Genomic DNA, 20,566 nt, shown 5'->3' on the forward strand with positions numbered 1-20,566 from the left:
TGACGCTTGTAGGCTATCTCTGTGTCAGATTCCGAAAAGCCTACCCTGATGATCATCGACGGCCATTCCCTGGCCTACCGGGCGTTCCACGCCCTCCCCGTGGACAGTTTCCAGACCCACGACGGGCAGCACACCAACGCCATCCACGGGTTCCTGTCCATGCTGCTCAGTCTGCTGCGCAACGAGAAGCCCACGCACATCGCCGTGGCGTTCGACATCTCGCGGTTCTCCTTTCGAACGCGCGAATACGCCGATTACAAGGGCACGCGGGCCAGCACGCCAAGCGAGTTCATCGGGCAGGTGCCGCTGCTGCAGGAGGCCCTGGCTGCGATGAACATCACGACGCTGACCAAGGAAGACTTCGAGGCCGACGACATCCTCGCAACACTGTCCGTGCGCGGCAACCAGGAAGGCTTCCATGTCCTGGTGGTCTCGGGGGACCGGGACACGATCCAACTCGTCAACGAAAACGTCACCCTGCTCTACCCGGCCAGCCAGGGCGTCTCGGCGCTCACCCGCTACGACCCGGCCCGGGTGCGCGAGAAGTACGGCATCGAGCCGGCACAATACCCGGATGTCGCGGCCCTGGTCGGCGAGACCAGCGACAACCTGATCGGGATCTCCAAGGTGGGGGAGAAGACCGCCGTGAAATGGCTCGGCCTCTACGGCAGCCTCGACGGCATCCTGGAACACGCCGAGGAGATCAAGGGCGTCGTCGGCAACAACCTGCGCGAGCAGAAAGAGAACGCGATCCGCAACCGGCGACTCAACCACCTCGTCACCGACCTTGACCTCCCGGTGGAGCTCCCCGACCTCGTGCGGCGCCCCATCGACGAACCGGCCGTGCGCGCTGTGTTCGGTCGGCTCGAGTTTCGCACCCTGCTTGACCGCGTGATCAAGCTTGAGGGCGCCGGCGCGACCGGAGGCGTCGCCGTGGTCGTGCCGGAGGAAGTGCTGGTCGCCGCGCCTCAGGCCCCCGCCGCCCAGGACCTGCTCGACGAGGAGCTGGCCGCGTGGATCGCCCGGGCCACGGTCGCCTCCCCGCAGGGCCTCGCTCTCTCCGTCGAGGTACACGAGGGCAAGGCCATCGGCTTCGGAGTGTCCGGACCGACCGAGTCGGTAAACCTGCCCTGGCAGCCCGGACGCACGGACTACCTCGCATTCGAGGCCTGGCTGGCCAGCGACTCGCCCAAGATCATGCACGACGCCAAGAGCCAGATCAAGGCGCTCCGCCGCAGCAACCTGGACTTTTCGGGGCTGGTGTTCGACAGCCTGATCGCGGGCTGGCTACTGCGCCCCGGGGTGCCGGACAAAACCCTCGCCACCCTCGTCTTGCGATACCTGGGCGAAACCCTGCCGGTGACCGACCCCAACCAGCTGATCCCGGCCGAGAACGAGGCCGGGGGCGTGCCGGTGGAGTCCTGGTACACGTTCCGGGTGGCCGCGGCCATCGACGCGATGCTCGACGACGGGTCCCGCGAGGTGCTCACCACCATCGAGATGCCCACCCTGCTGGCACTCTCCGACATGGAACTGGCCGGCGTGGCCGTCTCCCATGACCAGTTGTCGGCACTGTCCGGCCAGCTGGGCGAGCGCGCCGCCGGGTTGGCCGCCGGCGCCTACGCCGAGATCGGCCGCGAGGTGAACCTCGGTTCACCCAAGCAGTTGCAGGAGGTGCTGTTCGACCAGCTCGGCATGCCCAAGACCCGGGCGAACAAGACCGGGTTCTCCACGGATGCCGGGGCTCTGGCCGACCTGCAGGCCAGCAACCCGCATCCGTTCCTTGACATGCTGTTGCAGCACCGCGACGCCACCAAGCTGCGCCAGATCGTGGAGACCCTGGACAAGGCCATCGACGAGACGGGACGTATCCACACCACGTACGTGCAGATCGGCACGGCCACCGGTCGGATCTCCTCCACCGACCCCAACCTGCAGAACATCCCGGTGCGCACCGAGGAGGGCCGCCGCATCCGGGCCGCATTCCACGCGGCCAACGGGGCCGACTGCCTGCTCACCGCCGACTACTCGCAGATCGAGATGCGCATCATGGCGCACCTTTCCGGCGACGCGGGACTGATCGAGGCCTTCAACGCCGGCGAAGACCTGCACCGGTTCGTCGGCGCAAGCGTGTTCGGCGTGGCGCCGGAAGACGTCACGAACGAGATGCGCTCCAAGGTCAAGGCCATGTCCTACGGCCTGGCCTACGGATTGAGCGCCTTCGGGCTGTCCCGGCAGCTGCGCATCGAGACGAAGGAGGCCAAGCAGCTCATCACAGACTACTTCGCCCGGTTCGGCGCGGTACGCGACTACCTGCGCAATGTCGTCGAGCAGGCCAAAATAGATGGTTACACGGCCACCATATTCGGCCGCCGCCGCCCGTTCCCCGAGCTGCACAGCGCCAACCGGGTCGTACGCGAGAACGCGGAGCGCGCGGCCCTCAACGCGCCGATCCAGGGGTCGGCCGCCGACATCATGAAGATCGCGATGAACGGGATCGCCGTGGACCTGATCGACGGCAATTTGGAGTCGCGCATGCTGCTTCAGGTACACGACGAACTGATCTTTGAGGTTGCCCCGGGGGAGTGGGATGCGCTCCGCCAGGTCGTGACGCACCGGATGGAGACCGCAGCGGACCTGTTGGTGCCGCTCGACGTGCAGGTCGGCCGCGGCGACAACTGGGATGCCGCCGCCCACTAGGCAGCGACTACCAGCCGCCCGAATGCAAGGTCCGGCGCTCCGCCCGCGGTCGAGCGCGTGTTCTAGGCTCGGGTCATGACAACCGACAAGCAGCGCACCCCCACGCCGATCGACCGGATCGCCGAGGACTGGGTGGACACCCTCGTCGATATCGACCCGACCGTGGGCACGTACATCGGCCGCACCGAGGTTGACGGCCGCTTCGGCGACTACTCCCCGGACGGCCTGGACCGCAGGGTCGACGCGGCCCGATCCTTCATCACCCGCCTCGACGCGGCCACGGCCGTCGACGACGTCGACGTCGTCACCCGCACCGACCTGCGCAGCTCGCTCGCCCTCGACGTCGAGAGCGCCGAAGCCGGATTGCCGCTGCGCGACCTGAACGTGATCGCGTCGCCGGCCCAGGGCATCCGGGAGGTCTTCGACCTGATGCCCACCGCCACCGTCGCCGACTGGGACACCGTTTCCGCCCGTCTGCGCGCCCTGCCCGGGGCCATCGACGGCTACATCCAGACCCTGCGCCTCGGCATCGAGCGCGGCAGTATGCCCGCCCGGCGTCAAGTGCAGGAAGTCATCCTGCAGGCCCGGCGCCACGCGGCGAACGACGGCTTCTTCGCCGAGTTCGCCGCCAACGCCGGCCACGACACGGGAGCGCTCCCGGCCTCGCTGGCCAAGGATCTCGACACCCGGGCGCGTGCCGCTGCCGCGGCCTATGGAACGCTGGCGGACTTCCTCGGCACCGAGCTCGAGGGCAGGGCCCCCACCCGCGACGCCATCGGTCGCGACCTCTACCTGCTGCAGTCCCGCCGTTTCCTCGGCGCGACCATAGACCTCGACGAAACCTATGAGTGGGGCGTGGAGGAGCTGGCGCGGATGGTCGCCGAGCAAGAGAGCATCGCCGACCTGATCAAGCCGGGCGCGAGCGTGCCCGAGGCCATTGCGTTCCTCGACACCGAACCCAGCCGCAAGCTGCACGGCACCGACGCCCTGCAGAAATGGATGCAGGAGACCAGCGACCGAGCCGTCGCCGAGCTCTCCGAGACCCAGTTCGACATCCCCGACGAGATCAAACGCCTCGAGTGCCTGATCGCCCCCACCCAGGAAGGCGGCATCTACTACACCGGGCCTACGGACGACTTCTCCCGCCCGGGCCGGATGTGGTGGTCGGTGCCGGTCGGGATCACCGAATTCGACACCTGGCGCGAATTGACCACCGTTTACCACGAGGGCGTGCCCGGCCACCATCTGCAGATCGGCCAGGCCGTCTACAACCGGGCCAAGCTGAACACCTGGCGCCGCCAGCTGGCCGGCACCTCGGGTCACGCCGAGGGCTGGGCGCTCTACGCGGAACGTCTGATGGAGCAGCTGGGCTACCTCGATGACCCGGCCGACCGTCTCGGCATGCTGGACGGGCAGCGGATGCGCGCCGCCCGCGTCGTCCTCGACATCGGCGTGCACCTCGAGAAGCAGCTGCCCGACGGTTCGGGCCCCTGGACCGCCGACTACGCCTTGGAGTTCTTGGGCCGGAACGTGAACATGAACGCGAGCTTTGTCAAGTTCGAGGTGAACCGGTACCTCGGCTGGCCGGGGCAGGCCCCGTCCTACAAGGTCGGCCAGCGCATCTGGGAGCAGCTGCGGGACAGTTACAGGGAGCGCGAGGGTGACGCCTTCTCGATCAAGGAGTTCCACCGCAAGGCCCTCGATCTCGGCGGGGTCGGCCTGGACACCCTCCAGGCGGCGATGCTCGGTTAACGTTCGGGGTCGATCGGCGTAGCTTCGGTGGGGACGGGCAAGTTGCCGGCCTCTCCCGCAAACAGCTAAGCTTAACTGTCACGCTTGTGACGAACTGTCCACCGCCATGCATGGTGCATGAGCACGAGTTTTTCCCGTGCGTGGCCCGAACTATGTCCATCCTGGAGCAACTACTACATGACAAACGCAACGACCGAACGGGCACCCAAGCAGGTCGCCATCAACGACATTGGATCTGCTGAAGACTTTCTTGCCGCGGTCGAAAAGACTCTGAAATTCTTCAACGACGGAGACCTCATCGAGGGCACCGTGGTGAAGATCGACCGCGACGAGGTTCTCCTCGACGTGGGCTACAAGACCGAGGGCGTCATTCCCTCCCGCGAACTTTCCATCAAGCACGACGTCGACCCCTCTGAGGTCGTCAAGGTCGGCGACCTGGTTGAGGCCCTCGTTCTTCAGAAGGAAGACAAAGAAGGCCGTCTCATCCTGTCCAAGAAGCGCGCTCAATACGAGCGTGCATGGGGCGACGTTGAGAAGATCAAGGAGTCGGATGGCGTTGTCACCGGTTCGGTCATCGAGGTTGTCAAGGGTGGCCTCATCGTGGACATCGGACTCCGTGGGTTCCTCCCGGCCTCGCTCATCGAGTTGCGCCGTGTTCGCGACCTGACCCCGTACCTGGGCCAGGAGATCGAGGCCAAGATCCTCGAACTCGACAAGAACCGCAACAACGTCGTGCTGTCCCGTCGTGCGCTGCTCGAGCAGACTCAGTCCGAGAGCCGCACCACGTTCCTCAACAACCTTCAGAAGGGACAGGTCCGCAAGGGTGTTGTCTCGTCGATCGTCAACTTCGGTGCGTTCGTCGATCTGGGTGGCGTTGACGGTCTGGTTCACGTCTCCGAGCTCAGCTGGAAGCACATCGAGCACGCCAGCGAGGTCGTCGAGGTTGGCCAGGAAGTCACCGTCGAGATCCTTGAGGTCGACCTCGAGCGCGAGCGCGTGTCGCTCTCCCTCAAGGCCACGCAGGAAGACCCGTGGCAGGTCTTTGCTCGCACCCACGCCATCGGCCAGGTTGCACCGGGTAAGGTCACCAAGCTCGTTCCGTTCGGCGCGTTCGTTCGCGTTGCCGAGGGCATCGAGGGACTCGTTCACATCTCCGAGCTCTCCGGCAAGCACGTCGAGCTCGCCGAGCAGGTCGTGTCGGTCGGCGACGAGGTCTTCGTCAAGGTCATCGACATCGACCTCGAGCGTCGCCGCATCTCGCTGAGCCTCAAGCAGGCCAACGACGGTGTCGACCCCGAGGGCACCGAGTTCGACCCGGCGCTCTACGGAATGCTCACCGAGTACGACGACCAGGGCAACTACAAGTACCCCGAGGGCTTCGACCCGGAGACCAACGAGTGGCGCGAAGGCTTCGAGACCCAGCGCGAGAAGTGGGAGCAGGACTACGCTGCAGCCCAGGCTCGCTGGGAAGCCCACAAGAAGCAGGTTGCCTCCGCGAACGACGAGATCACCGCCGTCAGCGATGTCCCGTCCGCCGCAGGCAACACCTTCTCGAACGAGACGGCCGGCGCCGGCACGCTCGCGGACGACGAGGCCCTCGCAGCACTGCGCGAGAAGCTCTCCAGCTCCAACTAGCACCGAGCTGACTGAAGGCCGCACCCTCCGGGGTGCGGCCTTTTTTCGCTTCGCCGGCGGATGCCGGTTCGTCCATTGAGGGCCGTTAGCATGGCAAGTGTGTACTTGATTGGACTGACCGGCGGGATCGCATCCGGAAAAAGCACCGTCGCGCGGCGGCTAGTGCAGCACGGGGCCGTGCACATCGACGCCGACCAACTCGCGCGGGTCGTGGTCGGGCCCGCCACCCCGGGGCTTGTCAAGATCGCGGATGCTTTCGGTGACGCGGTGCTGCTGCCCGACGGCAGCCTGAACCGGGTGGCGCTCGGCGCGGTCGTGTTCCGCGACCCGGAGGCGTTGGACCGCCTCAACGCGATCGTGCACCCCGAGGTGCGCGCGCGCTCGAACGCACTGATCCGCGAGGCGGAAGATGCCGACCGCAACGCGATCGTCGTGTACGACGTGCCCCTGCTGGTGGAGGCAGGCGTCGACCATCCTTTCGACCTCGTCGTCGTCACCCAGGCCGACGAGCCGACCCGGGTGCGCCGCATGGTGGAGCTGCGGGCGATGGATGTCGGCGAAGCGGAGCGCCGGATCCGCGCCCAGGCCAGTGACGCCGACCGTCACAGGATCGCCGACGTCGTCATCGACACGGGCGGCACTCTTGAGCAGACCCTGGAGCAGGTCGACGTGCTGTGGGACCAGGTGCGGGGTCAGGGTCAGCAGCGCATTGTCAGAGGCGCTCCGTAGACTGACGAGCATGGAACCCACGCGCTCTGTTAATCCGTTCGAGGTGGTGAGCGAGTACACGCCGAGCGGCGACCAGCCCACAGCGATCGCCGAGCTGGCCGGCCGCATCAACGCCGGAGAGACCGACATCGTGCTGCTCGGCGCCACCGGAACGGGCAAATCGGCGACCACGGCCTGGCTGATCGAACAGGTGCAGCGGCCGACCCTGGTGCTCGCCCATAACAAGACCCTCGCCGCGCAGCTCGTGAACGAATTCCGTGAGCTGATGCCCAACAATGCCGTCGAGTATTTCGTGTCGTATTACGACTACTACCAGCCCGAGGCCTATGTGCCCCAGACCGACACCTTTATCGAGAAGGACTCCTCGATCAACGCGGAGGTCGAGCGCCTACGGCACTCCACCACGAACTCCCTGCTCAGCCGGCGCGACGTCATCGTGGTCTCCACGGTCTCCTGCATTTACGGCCTCGGCACGCCCGAAGGCTACCTCGAGGCCATGGTCGCTCTCCAGGTCGGTCAACAGGTCAACCGGGACTGGCTGATCCGCAAGTTCGTTGCCATGCAGTACCAGCGCAACGACATCGACTTCTCCCGCGGCCACTTTCGGGTGCGCGGCGACACCATCGAGATCATCCCGATGTACGAAGAACTCGCCATCCGCATCGAGATGTTCGGCGACGAGATCGAGGCGCTCTACAGCCTGCATCCGCTCACCGGCGACATCGTGAGGAAGCTCGACTCCGTTGCCGTCTTCCCCGGCTCGCACTACGTGGCCAGCACGGACGTGATGGAGCGCGCCATCGGCACCATTCAGGAGGAGCTCGCCGAACGGCTTGAACAGCTGGAGCGCGGGGGCAAACTGCTCGAGGCCCAGCGCCTGCGCATGCGCACGCAGTTTGACCTGGAGATGATGGAGCAGATCGGTTTCTGCTCCGGCATCGAGAACTATTCCCGGCACATCGACCAGCGGCAACCGGGGGAGGCGCCGCATTGCCTGCTCGACTATTTTCCTGACGACTTCCTGATGGTCATCGACGAGTCCCACGTCACGGTGCCGCAGATCGGCGCCATGTACGAGGGCGACTCCTCGCGCAAGCGCACACTCGTCGATCACGGGTTCCGGCTCCCGAGCGCCCTCGACAACCGACCGCTCAAATTCGGGGAGTTCAAGGGGCGCGTCGGCCAGACCGTCTACCTCTCCGCCACCCCCGGCAAGTACGAGTTGGGCATCGCCGACGGCATCGTTGAACAGATCATCCGTCCCACCGGGCTGATCGACCCGCAGATCATCGTCAAGCCCAGTAAGGGCCAGATCGACGACCTTCTCGAGGAAATCCACAAGCGCGTCGACCGCAACGAACGCGTCTTGGTCACCACGCTCACCAAGAAGATGTCCGAGGAACTCACTGACTTCCTCACCGAGGCCGGCGTGCGGGTGCGGTACCTGCACTCGGATGTCGACACGCTCCGTCGCGTCGAACTCCTCACTGAGCTGCGGGCCGGCGTCTACGACGTCCTCGTGGGCATCAACCTGCTCCGCGAGGGGCTCGACCTGCCCGAGGTGTCGCTTGTCGCCATCCTCGACGCCGACAAGGAGGGCTTCCTCCGTTCGGCGACCTCGCTGATCCAGACCATCGGCCGCGCGGCCCGCAACGTCTCCGGCGAGGTGCATATGTACGCCGACCGGCTCACAGCCTCGATGGAGCGCGCGATCGACGAGACCGACCGCCGCCGCGAGAAGCAGGTGGCCTACAACACCCTTCACGGCATCGATCCCACCCCGCTGCGCAAACGGATCGCTGACATCACTGAGGTTCTCGCTCGGGAAGAGGCGGACACCGCCGAGCTTTTGGCCGGCCGCGACACCCGCCGCAAGGGCGTCGCGGCGACACCGCGCCGGCAGGGACTGGCCGCGAACGGCGCGAACGACCTTGAGTCGATTATCGCCGACCTGAACGGCCAGATGCTCGAGGCGGCGGGGGAGCTCAAGTTCGAGCTCGCGGCCCGGCTCCGCGACGAGGTATCCGAGCTGAAGCGTGAGCTGCGCCAGATGGAGAAGGCCGGCCACATCTGATCGGATGATTGGACTGGCTGGGTAGACTTCGAACATTTGTTCGCTCAGGGCGTGCTGATTCGCAGGGTTGGACGCGTGACGCTGCATAGAATCGAATGGTGTCAATTTCCAAGGTAGAGACCGGATCAAAACTCAACGTTCGTGGCGCCCGTGTGCACAACCTGCACAACGTGGACCTCGAGATTCCGCGCGATTCGCTCGTCGTCTTCACGGGGCTGTCCGGCTCGGGCAAGTCTTCGCTCGCGTTCGACACCATCTTCGCGGAGGGCCAGCGGCGCTACGTCGAATCGCTGTCCGCGTACGCCAGGCAGTTCCTGGGCCAGGTCGACCGACCCGACGTCGACTTCATCGAGGGCCTGAGCCCTGCCGTCTCCATCGACCAGAGATCGACCAACCGCAACCCTCGGTCGACCGTGGGCACCATCACCGAGGTCTACGACTACATGCGGCTGCTCTGGGCGCGCATCGGTGTGCCGCACTGCGCCGTCTGCGGCGAGGTCATCCAGGCACAGACCGTGCAGCAGATCGCCGACCAGCTGATGGGACTCGATGAGGGCGTCCGTTACCAGGTGCTCAGCCCGGTCGTATCCCAAAAAAAGGGCGAGTTCGTCGACCTGTTCAAGGAACTGGCAGCGGGCGGTTATTCCCGCGCCATCGTCGACGGCACCCCGATCCAGCTCAACGAGCCGCCCGTTCTGAAGAAGCAACTCAAACACGACATCTTCGTGGTCATCGACCGTCTGGTCGCCGGCCCCGACCTGCTGAGCCGGCTCACGGACTCCCTTGAGACGGCGCTCAAGCTGACCGATGGCATCGTGCAGATCAACTACGTCGACCGGGAGGGCGACGAGGCCTGGCAAAGCTACTCGGAGAAGCTCTCCTGTCCCAACAACCACCCCGTGCAGCTCACCGAGATCGAGCCGCGCACATTCTCCTTCAACGCGCCCTTCGGCTCCTGCCCTGAGTGCTCCGGGCTCGGCACGCGCATGTCGGTCGACGCAGACCTGCTTCTCGGCGACCCCGAGCTCAGCATCGCGGACGGCGTCGTGCTGCCCTGGACCACGCAGGGCAAGGGACTGTTCCAGTACTACGAGAAGCTCCTCGACGGGCTCGCCCGTGACCTGGACTTCTCCCTCGACACCCCGTGGGGCGAACTGCCCGCCGAGGTGCAGGACGCCGTTCTGCGCGGCGACAACTTCGAGGTCAAGGTGAAGTGGAAGAACCGCTACGGCCGGGAGATGAGCTACACCTCCGGCTTCGAGGGCGTCGTGCCCTACATTGAACGTCAGTACCTGCAGGCGGAGTCCGACACCCAGCGCGCCCGCTGGGGAGAATACCTGCGCGAAGTCGACTGCCCCGTCTGCTCCGGAACCCGGCTCAAGCCCGAGGTCCTCGCCGTGCTCGTGCACGGGGCCAGCATCGCTGATGTCTGCAACCTCAGTCTCACCGACGCCCGCGATTTCATGAACAAGCTCGAGCTGACCGACCGGGAGGCCGTCATCGCCGCGCAGGTGCTGCGAGAGATCAAGGCGCGCCTGGACTTCCTGATCCGCGTTGGCCTGAACTACCTCAATCTGGCCCGGGCCGCGGCGACCCTGTCCGGCGGCGAGGCGCAGCGCATCCGTCTGGCCACCCAGATCGGGTCCGGCCTGACCGGGGTGCTGTACGTGCTCGACGAACCGAGCATCGGCCTGCACCAGCGCGACAACCGACGGCTGATCGAGACCCTGGTTACCCTGCGCGACCTCGGGAACACCCTGATCGTGGTTGAGCACGACGAAGACACCATCAAGACGGCCGACTGGGTCGTGGACATCGGCCCGGGCGCCGGCGTCAACGGCGGCCATGTCGTGCATTCCGGTTCCTACGCCGACCTGCTCACCAACACGGAGTCGCTGACCGGGGACTACCTTGCCGGCCGCAGATCCATCCCGACCCCGGCCACCCGGCGCGAGATCGACCCGGCGCGCGAAATCTCGGTTATCGGCGCGGAGGCCAACAATCTCAAGAAGGTGTCGGTCAGCTTCCCGCTCGGCACGTTCACGGCCGTGACCGGCGTCAGCGGATCGGGCAAGTCGTCTCTCGTCAACGACATCCTGTACCGGGTACTGGCCAACCGGCTCAACGGCGCCCGCAAACTCCCCGGCCGGCACACTCGCGTCACCGGGCTCGAGCAGCTCGATAAGGTCATCCACGTCGACCAAGCCCCGATCGGGCGCACGCCGCGCTCCAACCCTGCCACCTACACCGGCGTCTTCGACAAGATCCGCACCCTCTTCTCCGAGACGATCGAGGCTAAGGCGCGCGGCTACCTGCCCGGCCGGTTCAGCTTCAACGTCAAGGGCGGCCGCTGCGAAGCCTGCTCCGGCGACGGCACGATCAAAATCGAGATGAACTTCTTGCCCGACGTCTACGTTGCCTGCGAGGTCTGCGGGGGAGCGCGCTACAACCGCGACACCCTCACCGTGCACTACAAGGGCAAAAGCATCGCCGAGGTGCTGGACATGCCGATCAGCGAGGCCGCCGATTTCTTCGAGGCGATCTCGTCCATCCACCGGTTCCTGAACACCCTCGTCGAGGTCGGCCTCGGCTACGTGCGCCTCGGCCAGAGCGCCACGACGCTGTCCGGCGGCGAGGCCCAGCGCGTCAAGCTGGCCACCGAGCTGCAGCGCCGGTCCAATGGCCGCAGCGTGTACGTGCTCGACGAGCCCACGACCGGCCTGCACTTCGAAGACGTGCGCAAACTGCTGCTTGTGCTGAACAGCCTGGTCGACAAGGGCAACACCGTAATCGTGATCGAGCACAACCTCGACGTGATAAAATCCGCCGACTGGGTGATCGACCTTGGTCCCGAGGGCGGCTCCGGCGGGGGCCGCGTGCTTGCCACCGGAACCCCGGAGCACGTCGCCACCGTGAAGAAGAGCCACACGGGCGTGTTCCTGAAGGAGATCCTGGCGGCACACTGACCGCCTCAGGAACCATCATGTCCGATGCGCTGAGCTATCGCCCCAAGACGGGCGAGATCCCCACGAGTCCCGGGGTGTACCGATTTCGTGACGAAACCGGGCGGGTACTCTATGTCGGCAAGGCCAAGAACCTGCGGGCGCGGCTCGCGAACTACTTCGCCCCGCTGAGCAGCCTGCATGAGCGCACCCGGCGCATGGTCACCACGGCCAGCTCGGTTGAGTGGACGGTCGTCGGCACCGAGGTCGAGGCCCTCCAGCTGGAGTGGACCTGGATCAACGAGTTCGACCCGCCCTTCAACGTGCGGTTCAAGGACGACAAGTCCTACCCGTACCTCGCGGTGACCCTCGCCGACGAGGCGCCGCGGGCTCTCGTCACCCGCACCACCGGCATCCGCGGCGCCCGGTATTTCGGACCGTACCCGAAGGTCTGGGCCGTGCACGAGACAATCGAGCTGATGCTCAAAGCCTTCCCCATCCGCACCTGCAACAACGCCAACTACAAACGGGCCATTCAGTCCGGCAAGCCCTGCTTCGGCGGGCAGATCGGGCGGTGCTTCGGCCCCTGCTCCGGCCTGGTCTCCATCGAGGAGCACCGGGTGATCGTAAATGAGTTCGTCAGCTTCATGGGCAGCCAGGATCGCAAGCTGATCAACCAGCTGACCGCGGAGATGAAGGATGCCGCGGTGGGCCAGAACTACGAGGTCGCCGCCAAACGGCGCGACCAGGTGCGGGCGCTGAACGCCGTTCTGGAGAAGAGCGCCGTCGTGCTCCGCGACAGCGTCGACATCGACCTGTTCGCCATCGACCAGGATGAACTCGCCGCGGCGGTGCAGTTGTTCATCGTGCGGGGCGGCCGCATCCGCGGTGTGCGCGGCTGGATGGTCGACAAGGAACTGGACCTCACGACGAGCGACCTGATCGACTCGATCATGCTGACGGCCTACGGCTCCGGAGCCGTGCCTCCGCGGGAGATCGTTGTGCCGGAGTTGCCCTACGACGCCGCGGCGCTGGAAACCTGGCTGGCCGGCGTCGGCAAACGCAAGGTCCGGCTTGTCGCTGCCCAGCGGGGCGAGAAGGCCGCCCTGCTCGCCACGGCGACCCAGAACGCCAAGCATGCCTTGATGCTCTACAAGACCCGGCGGAGCTCCGACTTCGTCGCCCGGTCCAAGGCCCTCGAAGACATCCAGGAGGCGTTGGAGATGCCCTCCGCGCCGCTCAGGATGGAATGCTACGACGTCTCGCACCTGAGCGGCACCAACATCGTCGCCTCCATGGTGGTGTTCGAAGACGGGTTGCCGCGAACCGACGAGTACCGCCGGTTCAGCATTCCCGAGTCCACGGATGACACGGACTCCATCTACCGCACGCTTACCCGCCGCCTGGCCTACCTGATCCCCGACGAGGAAGCGGCGCCGGAGAGCGAGGCCGATGCCACGGTGACGCGCAAGAAGTTCCGGTACCAGCCGAACCTGCTCATCGTCGACGGCGGCCAGCCTCAGGTGGCCGCGGCGGCGCGGGCGCTGCGCGAATCCGGCGTCACCGGTATCCAGCTGTGCGGAATCGCGAAGCGGCTCGAGGAAATCTGGTTGCCGGACTCCGACTACCCGGTGATCCTGCCGCGCAACAGTGACGCCCTGTTCCTGATCCAGCGCATCCGCGACGAGGCTCACCGGTTCGCGATCATGCACCAGCGCTCGAGAAGGAAGCGGGACATCACGTCGGTGCTGAACGAGGTCCCCGGTCTCGGCCCGGCCAGAGTCAAGGTGCTCCTGCAGCATTTCGGCTCCGTCACCCGGCTCAAGGAGGAGCCGGCGGAGGCGATTGCCGACGTTCGCGGCATCGGTCCGGTGCTGGCCGAGGCGATTCATCGCCACTTGCGCGCCTGAACGGTCCGGCTGATCGGTAGGCTGGACACTTAGGTTCCACCCGATCGAAGGCGCAGTCCAGAATGACAACGGAGAACGACAGGCAGGAAATGCTTATCGTGACGGGGATGTCCGGCGCAGGCCGCTCCACCGTGGCCAACGCGCTGGAAGACCTGGGCTGGTACGTCGTCGACAACCTTCCGCCGCAGATGCTGCGCCCGCTGGCCGAACTGGTCGGCCGGGCCGGCACCAGCCTGCCGAAGATCGCTGCCGTGGTCGATATCCGCGGCCGAGACTTCTTCACCGATTTCCAGGAGATCCTGCACTCGCTGCGCAAGACGTCCCAGGTACGGGTCATTTTCCTCGAAGCCCGCGACGACGTGCTCGTGCGACGGTTCGAATCCGTGCGACGACCGCATCCGCTGCAGGGCGACGGCACGATCCTTGACGGCATCGCGGCCGAGCGCGTCAAGCTCAGCGCCGTGCGCGAGTCCTGCGACCTCGTCATCGACACCTCCGATCTCAACATCCACCAGCTGGCCACGTCGATCTCGGACCGCTTCGCCGCCGAGGACGCCGCCGGGGTGCACGTCACGCTGATGAGTTTCGGCTTCAAGTACGGCCTTCCCACCGACGTCGACATGGTCGCCGACGTGCGTTTCCTTCCCAACCCGTTCTGGGTTCCCGAACTGCGCAGCCACAACGGCCAAGACTCCGAGGTGCGGGATTTTGTTCTCGCCCAGACCGGGGCGCGGGAGTTCATCTCGCACTACGCGGCGGCCCTGGAACCGGTCCTCGCGGGGTACCAGCGGGAGAACAAACGCCACGCGACCATCGCGGTCGGGTGCACGGGCGGCAAGCACCGCTCGGTCGCCATGGCCGCGGAAATCGCGGCCCTGGTCAAGGACTTCCCCGGTGTCGCGGTCAGCGTCAAGAACCGCGACCTCGGACGGGAATAACCCGGTCACGGGCGACTGCATCCAGCAGACGCCCACTCCGGCCAGAACGACTACAACTCGGCCCCACATCAGGCCAGGACGACAGAATGGACAAGCGATTGGCACTCACCGCCGACGTCAAAGACGAGCTTGCTCGCGTCGAAATTTCAAAGACCACGGTGCGTGCAGCGGAACTGGCCACCATTCTCCGCTTCTCCGGCGGACTGCACATGATTTCCGGCCGGATCGCCATCGAGTCAGAGCTCGACACCCCTCTCCTCGCCAGGAGGGTGCGCAAAGATCTCGCCGAGCTCTACGGCGTGCGCAGCGACGTGACCGTGATCCCCGCCGCCGGCCTAAGGCGCGCCAGCCACTACCTGGTGCGAGTGCTTGACGGCGGCGAAACCCTCGCGCGCCAGACCGGGCTGCTCGACGCGAGACGGCGCCCGATTCGCGGTCTGCCGAACCGGCTCACCACGGGCTCGAAGGAAGAGATCGCCGCTGTCTGGCGTGGAGCCTTCCTCGCCCACGGCTCGTTGACCGACCCGGGTCGTTCGGCGGCGCTGGAGGTCACCTGCCCCGGGAACGAATCTGCCATGGCCCTCGTGGGAGCCGCCGGCCGCCTCGGAGTCGTCGCCAAGGCGCGTGAGGTTCGGGGCGTGCACCGGGTCGTCATCCGCGACGGCGACGCCATCGGCGCCATGCTCGTGCAGATGGGGGCGCAGGAGACCGTGCTCAACTGGGAGGCCCTCCGCCAGCGTCGGGAAGTGCGCGCGACTGCGAACCGACTGGTCAACTTCGACGACGCGAACCTGCGCCGCTCCGCTCAGGCCGCGGTGGCCGCGTGCGCGCGCGTGCAGCGCGCCATGGAAATCCTTGACGAGGAGATCCCGGAGCACCTCCGGTATGCGGGCGAGCTGCGCCTCTCCTTCCGCGACTCCAGCCTCGACGAGCTCGGTCACCACGCGGACCCGCCCATGACGAAGGATGCCGTCGCCGGCCGCATCCGTCGCCTGCTGGCCATGGCCGACAAGAAGGCCGCCGACCTGGGCATCCCGGGCACGGACGCGAACCTCCCGGCCGACCTCGATGACGTCTGACCTGCCCGGCGTTCAGCGTTCATCCACGTTCGTCACAGCCACAGCGCATCCTGAGTAGACTGGAATGGTTGCTCACGAACGGGTGGCGGAGCGTTTCGCGCCGACAACTACAGAGGAGATGCACCTTGGCTGAATACACACTTCCGGCTCTGGCCTACGACTACTCGGCTCTTGCGCCGAGTATCAGCGGCACCATCATGGAACTCCATCACGGAAAGCACCACCAGGCCTACGTCACCGGGGCCAACACAGCCCTGGCCCAGCTGGCCGAGGCTCGCGACAGCGGCAACCTCACCTTTGTGAACAAGCTCGAGAAGGACCTCGCGTTCAACCTGGGCGGCCACGTCAACCACTCGATCTTCTGGACCAACCTGTCGCCCGATGGCGGAGACAAGCCCACTGGTGACCTGGCTAGCGCAATCGAGGACAACTTCGGTTCCTTCGACAAGTTCCAGGCCCACTTCGCGGCCGTGGCCCTTGGCGTACAAGGCTCCGGCTGGGCGGTTCTCGCCTGGGACTCGATCGGCCAGCGCCTGATCATTCAGCAGTTCTTCGACCAGCAGGCCAACTTTGCGGCCGGCACGATTCCGGTGCTGATGCTCGACGTCTGGGAGCACGCGTACTACCTCGACTACCGCAACGTTCGTGCGGACTATGTGAAGGCGTTCTGGAACATCGTCAACTGGGCCAACGTCCAGGAACGCTTCACCATCGCACGCGAAAAGACCACCGGACTGCTGCTCCTTTCCTGAGAGGAGGGGCCCCCACGGGGGCCCGCAGCCCGTCCGATTCACCCACCACAACGCGCCTCGGCGCACGAGAATAGGAGACATTCGTGTCTGTAAAGATTGGTATTAACGGATTTGGCCGCATTGGCCGTAATTATCTTCGCGCCGCCCTGGCCCAGGGCAGCGACATCGAGATCGTCGCCGTGAACGACCTCACCGAGGCGAAGACGCTGGCTCACCTTCTTAAATATGACTCCATCACCGGTCGCCTTCCCGCCACCGTCGAGGTCGATGGAGACACCATCCTCGTCAACGGCAAGCCGATTAAGGTTCTTGCCGAGCGCGACCCCGCCAACCTGCCCTGGGCAGCCCTGGGCGTCGACATTGTGATCGAATCCACCGGACGCTTTACCAAGGCTGAGGATGCGCGCAAGCACATCACCGCCGGTGCCAAGAAGGTCATCGTTTCCGCTCCTGCCTCCGGCGAGGCGGCAACCATCGTCATGGGCGTCAATGAGGCAGACTACGACCCGGCCAAGTTCGACATCATCTCCAACGCGTCGTGCACCACGAACTGCCTCGCGCCCCTCGCGAAGGTGTTCAACGACAACTTCGGCATCAAGCACGGCCTGATGACCACGATCCACGCGTACACGGCCGACCAGAACCTGCAGGACGGCCCGCACTCTGACCTGCGTCGTGCCCGCGCGGCCGCTCTGAACATCATTCCGACCACGACCGGTGCCGCCAAGGCCCTCGGCCTGGTTCTGCCGGAGCTCAAGGGCAAGCTTGACGGCTTCGCGCTGCGCGTTCCGGTTCCCACCGGCTCCATCACCGACCTCACCGTCGTTGCCGAGCGTCCCGTCACCGTCGAGGCCATCAAGGCCGCGTACAAGGCTGCCGCCGAGGGTCCCCTCAAGGGCATCCTCATGTACACGGAAGACGAGATCGTCTCCAGTGACATCGTCACCGACCCGCACTCCTCGATCTTCGATGCCGGCCTGCTTCGCGTCATCGGCGACCAGGTCAAACTGTCCGCATGGTACGACAACGAATGGGGCTACTCCAACCGCATGGTTGACCTCACTGCGCTCGTCGCCAAGAGCCTCTAACGGAGTCCGCAGTGACGCTGCGTACTATTGATTCACTGGGGCAGCTCGGCGGAAAGCGCGTCATCGTCCGTTGTGACCTGAATGTGCCGTTGCAAGACGGTCAGATCACCGACGATGGGCGTGTCCGGGCATCCTTGCCCACCATCAAGGCCCTCATCGAGCAGGGCGCGCGAGTTGTGATCGTGTCGCACCTCGGTCGCCCGAAGGGCGCACCGGAAGCCAAGTACAGCCTGGCTCCCGTTGCCGACCGTCTCGGCGAGCTCCTGGGCGCGGACGTGGCATTCGCCACGGACACGGTCGGGGCGTCGGCTCAGGCTGCCGTTGCCGCCCTCACCGACGGTGACGTGGTTGTTCTCGAGAACCTCCGCTTCAACGCGGGGGAGACCGCCAAGGACGACGCCGAGCGCGGCGCCTTCGCCACGGAGCTTTCCGCTCTGGGCGATGTGCTCGTCTCGGATGGCTTTGGCGTCGTGCACCGCAAGCAGGCCAGTGTGTACGACCTCGCCGGGATCCTTCCCAGCGCGGCCGGCCTCCTGATCGCCGCTGAGCTCGAAGTCCTGGACCGCCTCACCGAGAAGCCCGAAGCGCCGTACGCGGTCGTGCTGGGCGGCTCGAAGGTGTCCGACAAGCTCGGCGTCATCGGGCACCTGCTGCCCCGCGTCAACTCGCTGCTCATCGGCGGCGGCATGGCGTACACGTTCCTCGCCGCTCAGGGCCACAAGGTGGGCGCAAGCCTGCTGGAGGCCGACCAGATCGAAACCGTTCGCGGTTACCTTCAGGAAGCGGAGCGACTGGGCGTGCGGATCGTGCTGCCGACGGATATCGTCGTTGCCTCCAAGTTTGGGGCAGACGCCGAAGTGGGGGTCACCCCGGCCGACGCGATCGAGAGCACCACGTTCGGTGCCTCCGGTCTCGGTCTGGACATCGGACCGGAGACCGGTGCGGCGTTCGCCGACATCATCCGGTCGTCGAAGACGGTCTTCTGGAACGGCCCGATGGGCGTGTTCGAGTTGGCGCCGTTCGCGGAGGGCACCCGTGCGGTGGCCGGCGCGCTGACCGAGGTCGACGGCCTGAGTGTCGTCGGTGGTGGAGATTCGGCCGCGGCCGTGCGCATCCTCGGTTTCACCGATGACCAGTTCGGTCACATTTCTACCGGCGGCGGCGCGAGCCTCGAGTTCCTCGAGGGTAAGCGCCTGCCAGGACTGGAGGTCCTCGGATGGCAGTAAACGAACACCCACGACGCACTCCGCTGATTGCCGGAAACTGGAAGATGAACCTGGACCACCTCCAGGCCATCGCGTTCGTCCAGAAACTCGCCTGGAATCTCAAGGATGCGAAGCACGATGTCGCAGCGGTCGAGGTCGCGGTGTTCCCACCGTTTACCGACCTCCGCTCCGTGCAGACGCTCGTCTCCGCTGACAAGCTCCCGATCGTCTTCGGCGGCCAGGACGTGTCGGCCCAGGATTCGGGCGCGTTCACCGGTGAAATCTCCGGCGCGTTCCTCGCGCAGCTCGAGTGCAAGTATGTGTTGATCGGTCACTCCGAGCGCCGCACACTGCACGCCGAGACTGACGAGATCGTCTCGGCGAAGGTCACGGCAGCGCTCAAGCACAACCTGGTTCCGATCATCTGCGTCGGCGAGTCTGCCGCGGACCTGGAATTGCACGGCCCGAGCGCCGTACCGGTCGCCCAGTTGCGCGCGGCCCTGGCCGGCGTGACCAACGCGGCCGACTTCGTCGTCGCCTACGAGCCCGTCTGGGCGATCGGTTCCGGCAAGGCGGCAACGCCGGAGCAGGCCGAGCAGGTGGCGGCGCAACTGCGTCTCGTGCTCACGGAGACGCTGGGCCAGGATGTGGCCGACAAGACCCGTATCCTGTACGGCGGTTCCGTGAAGGGTTCGAATATCGCGGGCTTCATGCGTGAGCCGAACGTGGACGGCGCCCTGGTGGGCGGCGCCAGCCTGGATATCGACGAATTCTCGAGCATCGTCCGGTTCCAGCAGCAGGTCGGTCTGTAACAAGACAACTGCACCACATCTGCTGTCTCAACTCGGCAGCAGGCCTCGAAGCAGCCCATCGGCCCCCAACAGGGGGTCGGTGGGCTGGTTCGTGAGTCAGGCTATGATTATCACTGATCTTGATGGGCTTTTTGGGCCCATCGCACTGTGAAAGGTTTTTGCGTGGAGATTCTCCAGGTTGTGCTGCAGGTGTTGCTCGGAATTACGAGTCTCCTGTTGACCATGCTCATTTTGCTTCACAAGGGGCGTGGTGGCGGTCTGTCCGACATGTTCGGCGGAGGTGTCACTTCCAACCTCGGTGCGTCCGGTGTGGCGGAACGCAACCTCAACCGCATCACCGTCATCCTGGGGTTGCTCTGGATTACCTGCATCGTAATCCTGGGACTCCTCACCAAGTTCGACACGGGGCTTTAGCCTCCCGTTTCACAGTTTCGACGAGCTCTAGCTCAACCGGTCAATCGGCTACAACGCCCTTTTCAAGCGGAGGAACATAATGGCATCTGGTGGCAGCGCAATCAGAGGATCCCGGGTCGGTGCCGGCCCCATGGGCGAGCAGGACCGCGGTTTTCACGCGGACCGCATCAAGGTGTCCTACTGGGACGCCCTCGGCAACGAGACCGTGCGTTACTTCGCGGCAAACCTCCCCGATGACGAGATTCCGGTGACCATCGACTGCCCGTCGTCGGGGCTCCCGGCCGGGCGGGACAAAGAGAACCCGCCGTCGGTGGTCAAGCTTGAACCGTACAAGACGCACCTTGCCTACGTGAAGGAACGCCGCACCGAGGAAGAGGCAGAATCGCTCCTCGAAGAAGCGTTGGAGCAGTTGCGCGTGCGCCGGGGCAAGCTGTCCGCGACGAACTGACGTTTGGACGCGCACGCCTGTCGTTCACTGAGAAAGGCCCCGACTCCGGTCGGGGCCTTTCTCGGTGTGCGGGTCTGCCCGAGCGGGT

The 20,566-nt window shown here is 65.6% G+C and carries 15 protein-coding genes; all 15 read left to right on the top strand.

Going from position 1 to position 20,566, the window contains the following annotated elements:
* Positions 1-21 precede the first annotated feature (21 nt).
* The 15 genes from polA (at position 22) to E3N86_RS15630 (ending at position 20,478) form a co-directional block, all read left to right on the top strand.
* The gene (polA, locus tag E3N86_RS15560) at positions 22-2,700 is read left to right on the top strand and encodes a DNA polymerase I (RefSeq protein ID WP_134415121.1); all 2,679 of its coding nucleotides are present in this window, start codon (positions 22-24) and stop codon (positions 2,698-2,700) included.
* Positions 2,701-2,775: 75 nt separating this feature from the next.
* Positions 2,776-4,452, top strand: a complete 1,677-nt coding sequence (locus tag E3N86_RS15565; RefSeq protein ID WP_134371563.1) for a DUF885 domain-containing protein — start codon at positions 2,776-2,778, stop codon at positions 4,450-4,452.
* A gap of 177 nt (positions 4,453-4,629) precedes the next feature.
* Positions 4,630-6,087: a 30S ribosomal protein S1 gene (gene rpsA, locus E3N86_RS15570; RefSeq protein ID WP_104100545.1), complete on the top strand. Its 1,458-nt coding sequence runs from the start codon at positions 4,630-4,632 to the stop codon at positions 6,085-6,087.
* A 99-nt stretch (positions 6,088-6,186) separates the two neighbouring features.
* The gene (gene coaE, locus E3N86_RS15575; protein ID WP_104100572.1) at positions 6,187-6,816 is read left to right on the top strand and encodes a dephospho-CoA kinase; all 630 of its coding nucleotides are present in this window, start codon (positions 6,187-6,189) and stop codon (positions 6,814-6,816) included.
* Positions 6,817-6,826: 10 nt separating this feature from the next.
* A complete protein-coding gene (gene uvrB / locus E3N86_RS15580) occupies positions 6,827-8,890 on the top strand; it encodes an excinuclease ABC subunit UvrB (RefSeq protein WP_134512255.1) in 2,064 nt (687 codons plus the stop codon).
* Positions 8,891-8,985: 95 nt separating this feature from the next.
* Entirely contained in the window at positions 8,986-11,856 is a 2,871-nt protein-coding gene (gene uvrA, locus E3N86_RS15585) for an excinuclease ABC subunit UvrA (protein WP_104100547.1), read from the top strand.
* A gap of 17 nt (positions 11,857-11,873) precedes the next feature.
* Entirely contained in the window at positions 11,874-13,742 is a 1,869-nt protein-coding gene (uvrC, locus tag E3N86_RS15590) for an excinuclease ABC subunit UvrC (protein WP_134512256.1), read from the top strand.
* Positions 13,743-13,804: 62 nt separating this feature from the next.
* Positions 13,805-14,680 carry an RNase adapter RapZ gene (gene rapZ, locus E3N86_RS15595; RefSeq protein WP_104100549.1) on the top strand — a complete coding sequence of 292 codons (876 nt, stop codon included), beginning with the start codon at positions 13,805-13,807 and terminating at the stop codon, positions 14,678-14,680.
* Between the two features lie 98 nt (positions 14,681-14,778).
* The gene (gene whiA, locus E3N86_RS15600) at positions 14,779-15,759 is read left to right on the top strand and encodes a DNA-binding protein WhiA (RefSeq protein WP_104100550.1); all 981 of its coding nucleotides are present in this window, start codon (positions 14,779-14,781) and stop codon (positions 15,757-15,759) included.
* A gap of 125 nt (positions 15,760-15,884) precedes the next feature.
* Complete coding sequence (locus tag E3N86_RS15605) at positions 15,885-16,511, top strand: superoxide dismutase (RefSeq protein ID WP_104100551.1); 627 nt, start codon at positions 15,885-15,887, stop codon at positions 16,509-16,511.
* 83 nt (positions 16,512-16,594) lie between these two features.
* Positions 16,595-17,599 (top strand): type I glyceraldehyde-3-phosphate dehydrogenase, encoded by a 1,005-nt coding sequence (gap, locus tag E3N86_RS15610; RefSeq protein WP_134371569.1) that lies wholly within the window; start codon positions 16,595-16,597, stop codon positions 17,597-17,599.
* Positions 17,600-17,610: 11 nt separating this feature from the next.
* Positions 17,611-18,825 (top strand): phosphoglycerate kinase, encoded by a 1,215-nt coding sequence (gene pgk, locus E3N86_RS15615; protein WP_134371571.1) that lies wholly within the window; start codon positions 17,611-17,613, stop codon positions 18,823-18,825.
* On the top strand, positions 18,816-19,616 hold the full coding sequence (gene tpiA, locus E3N86_RS15620; RefSeq protein WP_134371573.1) for a triose-phosphate isomerase: 801 nt from the start codon (positions 18,816-18,818) through the stop codon (positions 19,614-19,616). The genes pgk and tpiA overlap by 10 nt, the downstream gene beginning before the upstream one ends.
* Positions 19,617-19,778: 162 nt before the next feature.
* Positions 19,779-20,030: a preprotein translocase subunit SecG gene (secG, locus tag E3N86_RS15625; RefSeq protein WP_104100555.1), complete on the top strand. Its 252-nt coding sequence runs from the start codon at positions 19,779-19,781 to the stop codon at positions 20,028-20,030.
* A gap of 79 nt (positions 20,031-20,109) precedes the next feature.
* Positions 20,110-20,478, top strand: coding sequence for an RNA polymerase-binding protein RbpA (locus tag E3N86_RS15630; RefSeq protein ID WP_134342442.1), 369 nt, complete (start codon positions 20,110-20,112; stop codon positions 20,476-20,478).
* Positions 20,479-20,566: the final 88 nt, after the last annotated feature.

This window comes from Cryobacterium sp. Hz7, from assembly GCF_004402815.1.
In the GTDB taxonomy this organism is placed as follows: Bacteria; Actinomycetota; Actinomycetes; order Actinomycetales; family Microbacteriaceae; genus Cryobacterium; species Cryobacterium sandaracinum.

Bases quoted from the DNA above. Each gene is read 5' to 3' on its own strand.
- uvrB (WP_134512255.1), top strand. From the start codon at position 6,827: ATGGAACCCACGCGCTCTGTTAATCCGTTCGAGGTGGTGAGCGAGTAC.
- E3N86_RS15630 (WP_134342442.1), top strand. From the start codon at position 20,110: ATGGCATCTGGTGGCAGCGCAATCAGAGGATCCCGGGTCGGTGCCGGC.
- uvrA (WP_104100547.1), top strand. From the start codon at position 8,986: ATGGTGTCAATTTCCAAGGTAGAGACCGGATCAAAACTCAACGTTCGT.
- uvrC (WP_134512256.1), top strand. From the start codon at position 11,874: ATGTCCGATGCGCTGAGCTATCGCCCCAAGACGGGCGAGATCCCCACG.
- tpiA (WP_134371573.1), top strand. From the start codon at position 18,816: ATGGCAGTAAACGAACACCCACGACGCACTCCGCTGATTGCCGGAAAC.
- E3N86_RS15565 (WP_134371563.1), top strand. From the start codon at position 2,776: ATGACAACCGACAAGCAGCGCACCCCCACGCCGATCGACCGGATCGCC.
- rpsA (WP_104100545.1), top strand. From the start codon at position 4,630: ATGACAAACGCAACGACCGAACGGGCACCCAAGCAGGTCGCCATCAAC.
- rapZ (WP_104100549.1), top strand. From the start codon at position 13,805: ATGACAACGGAGAACGACAGGCAGGAAATGCTTATCGTGACGGGGATG.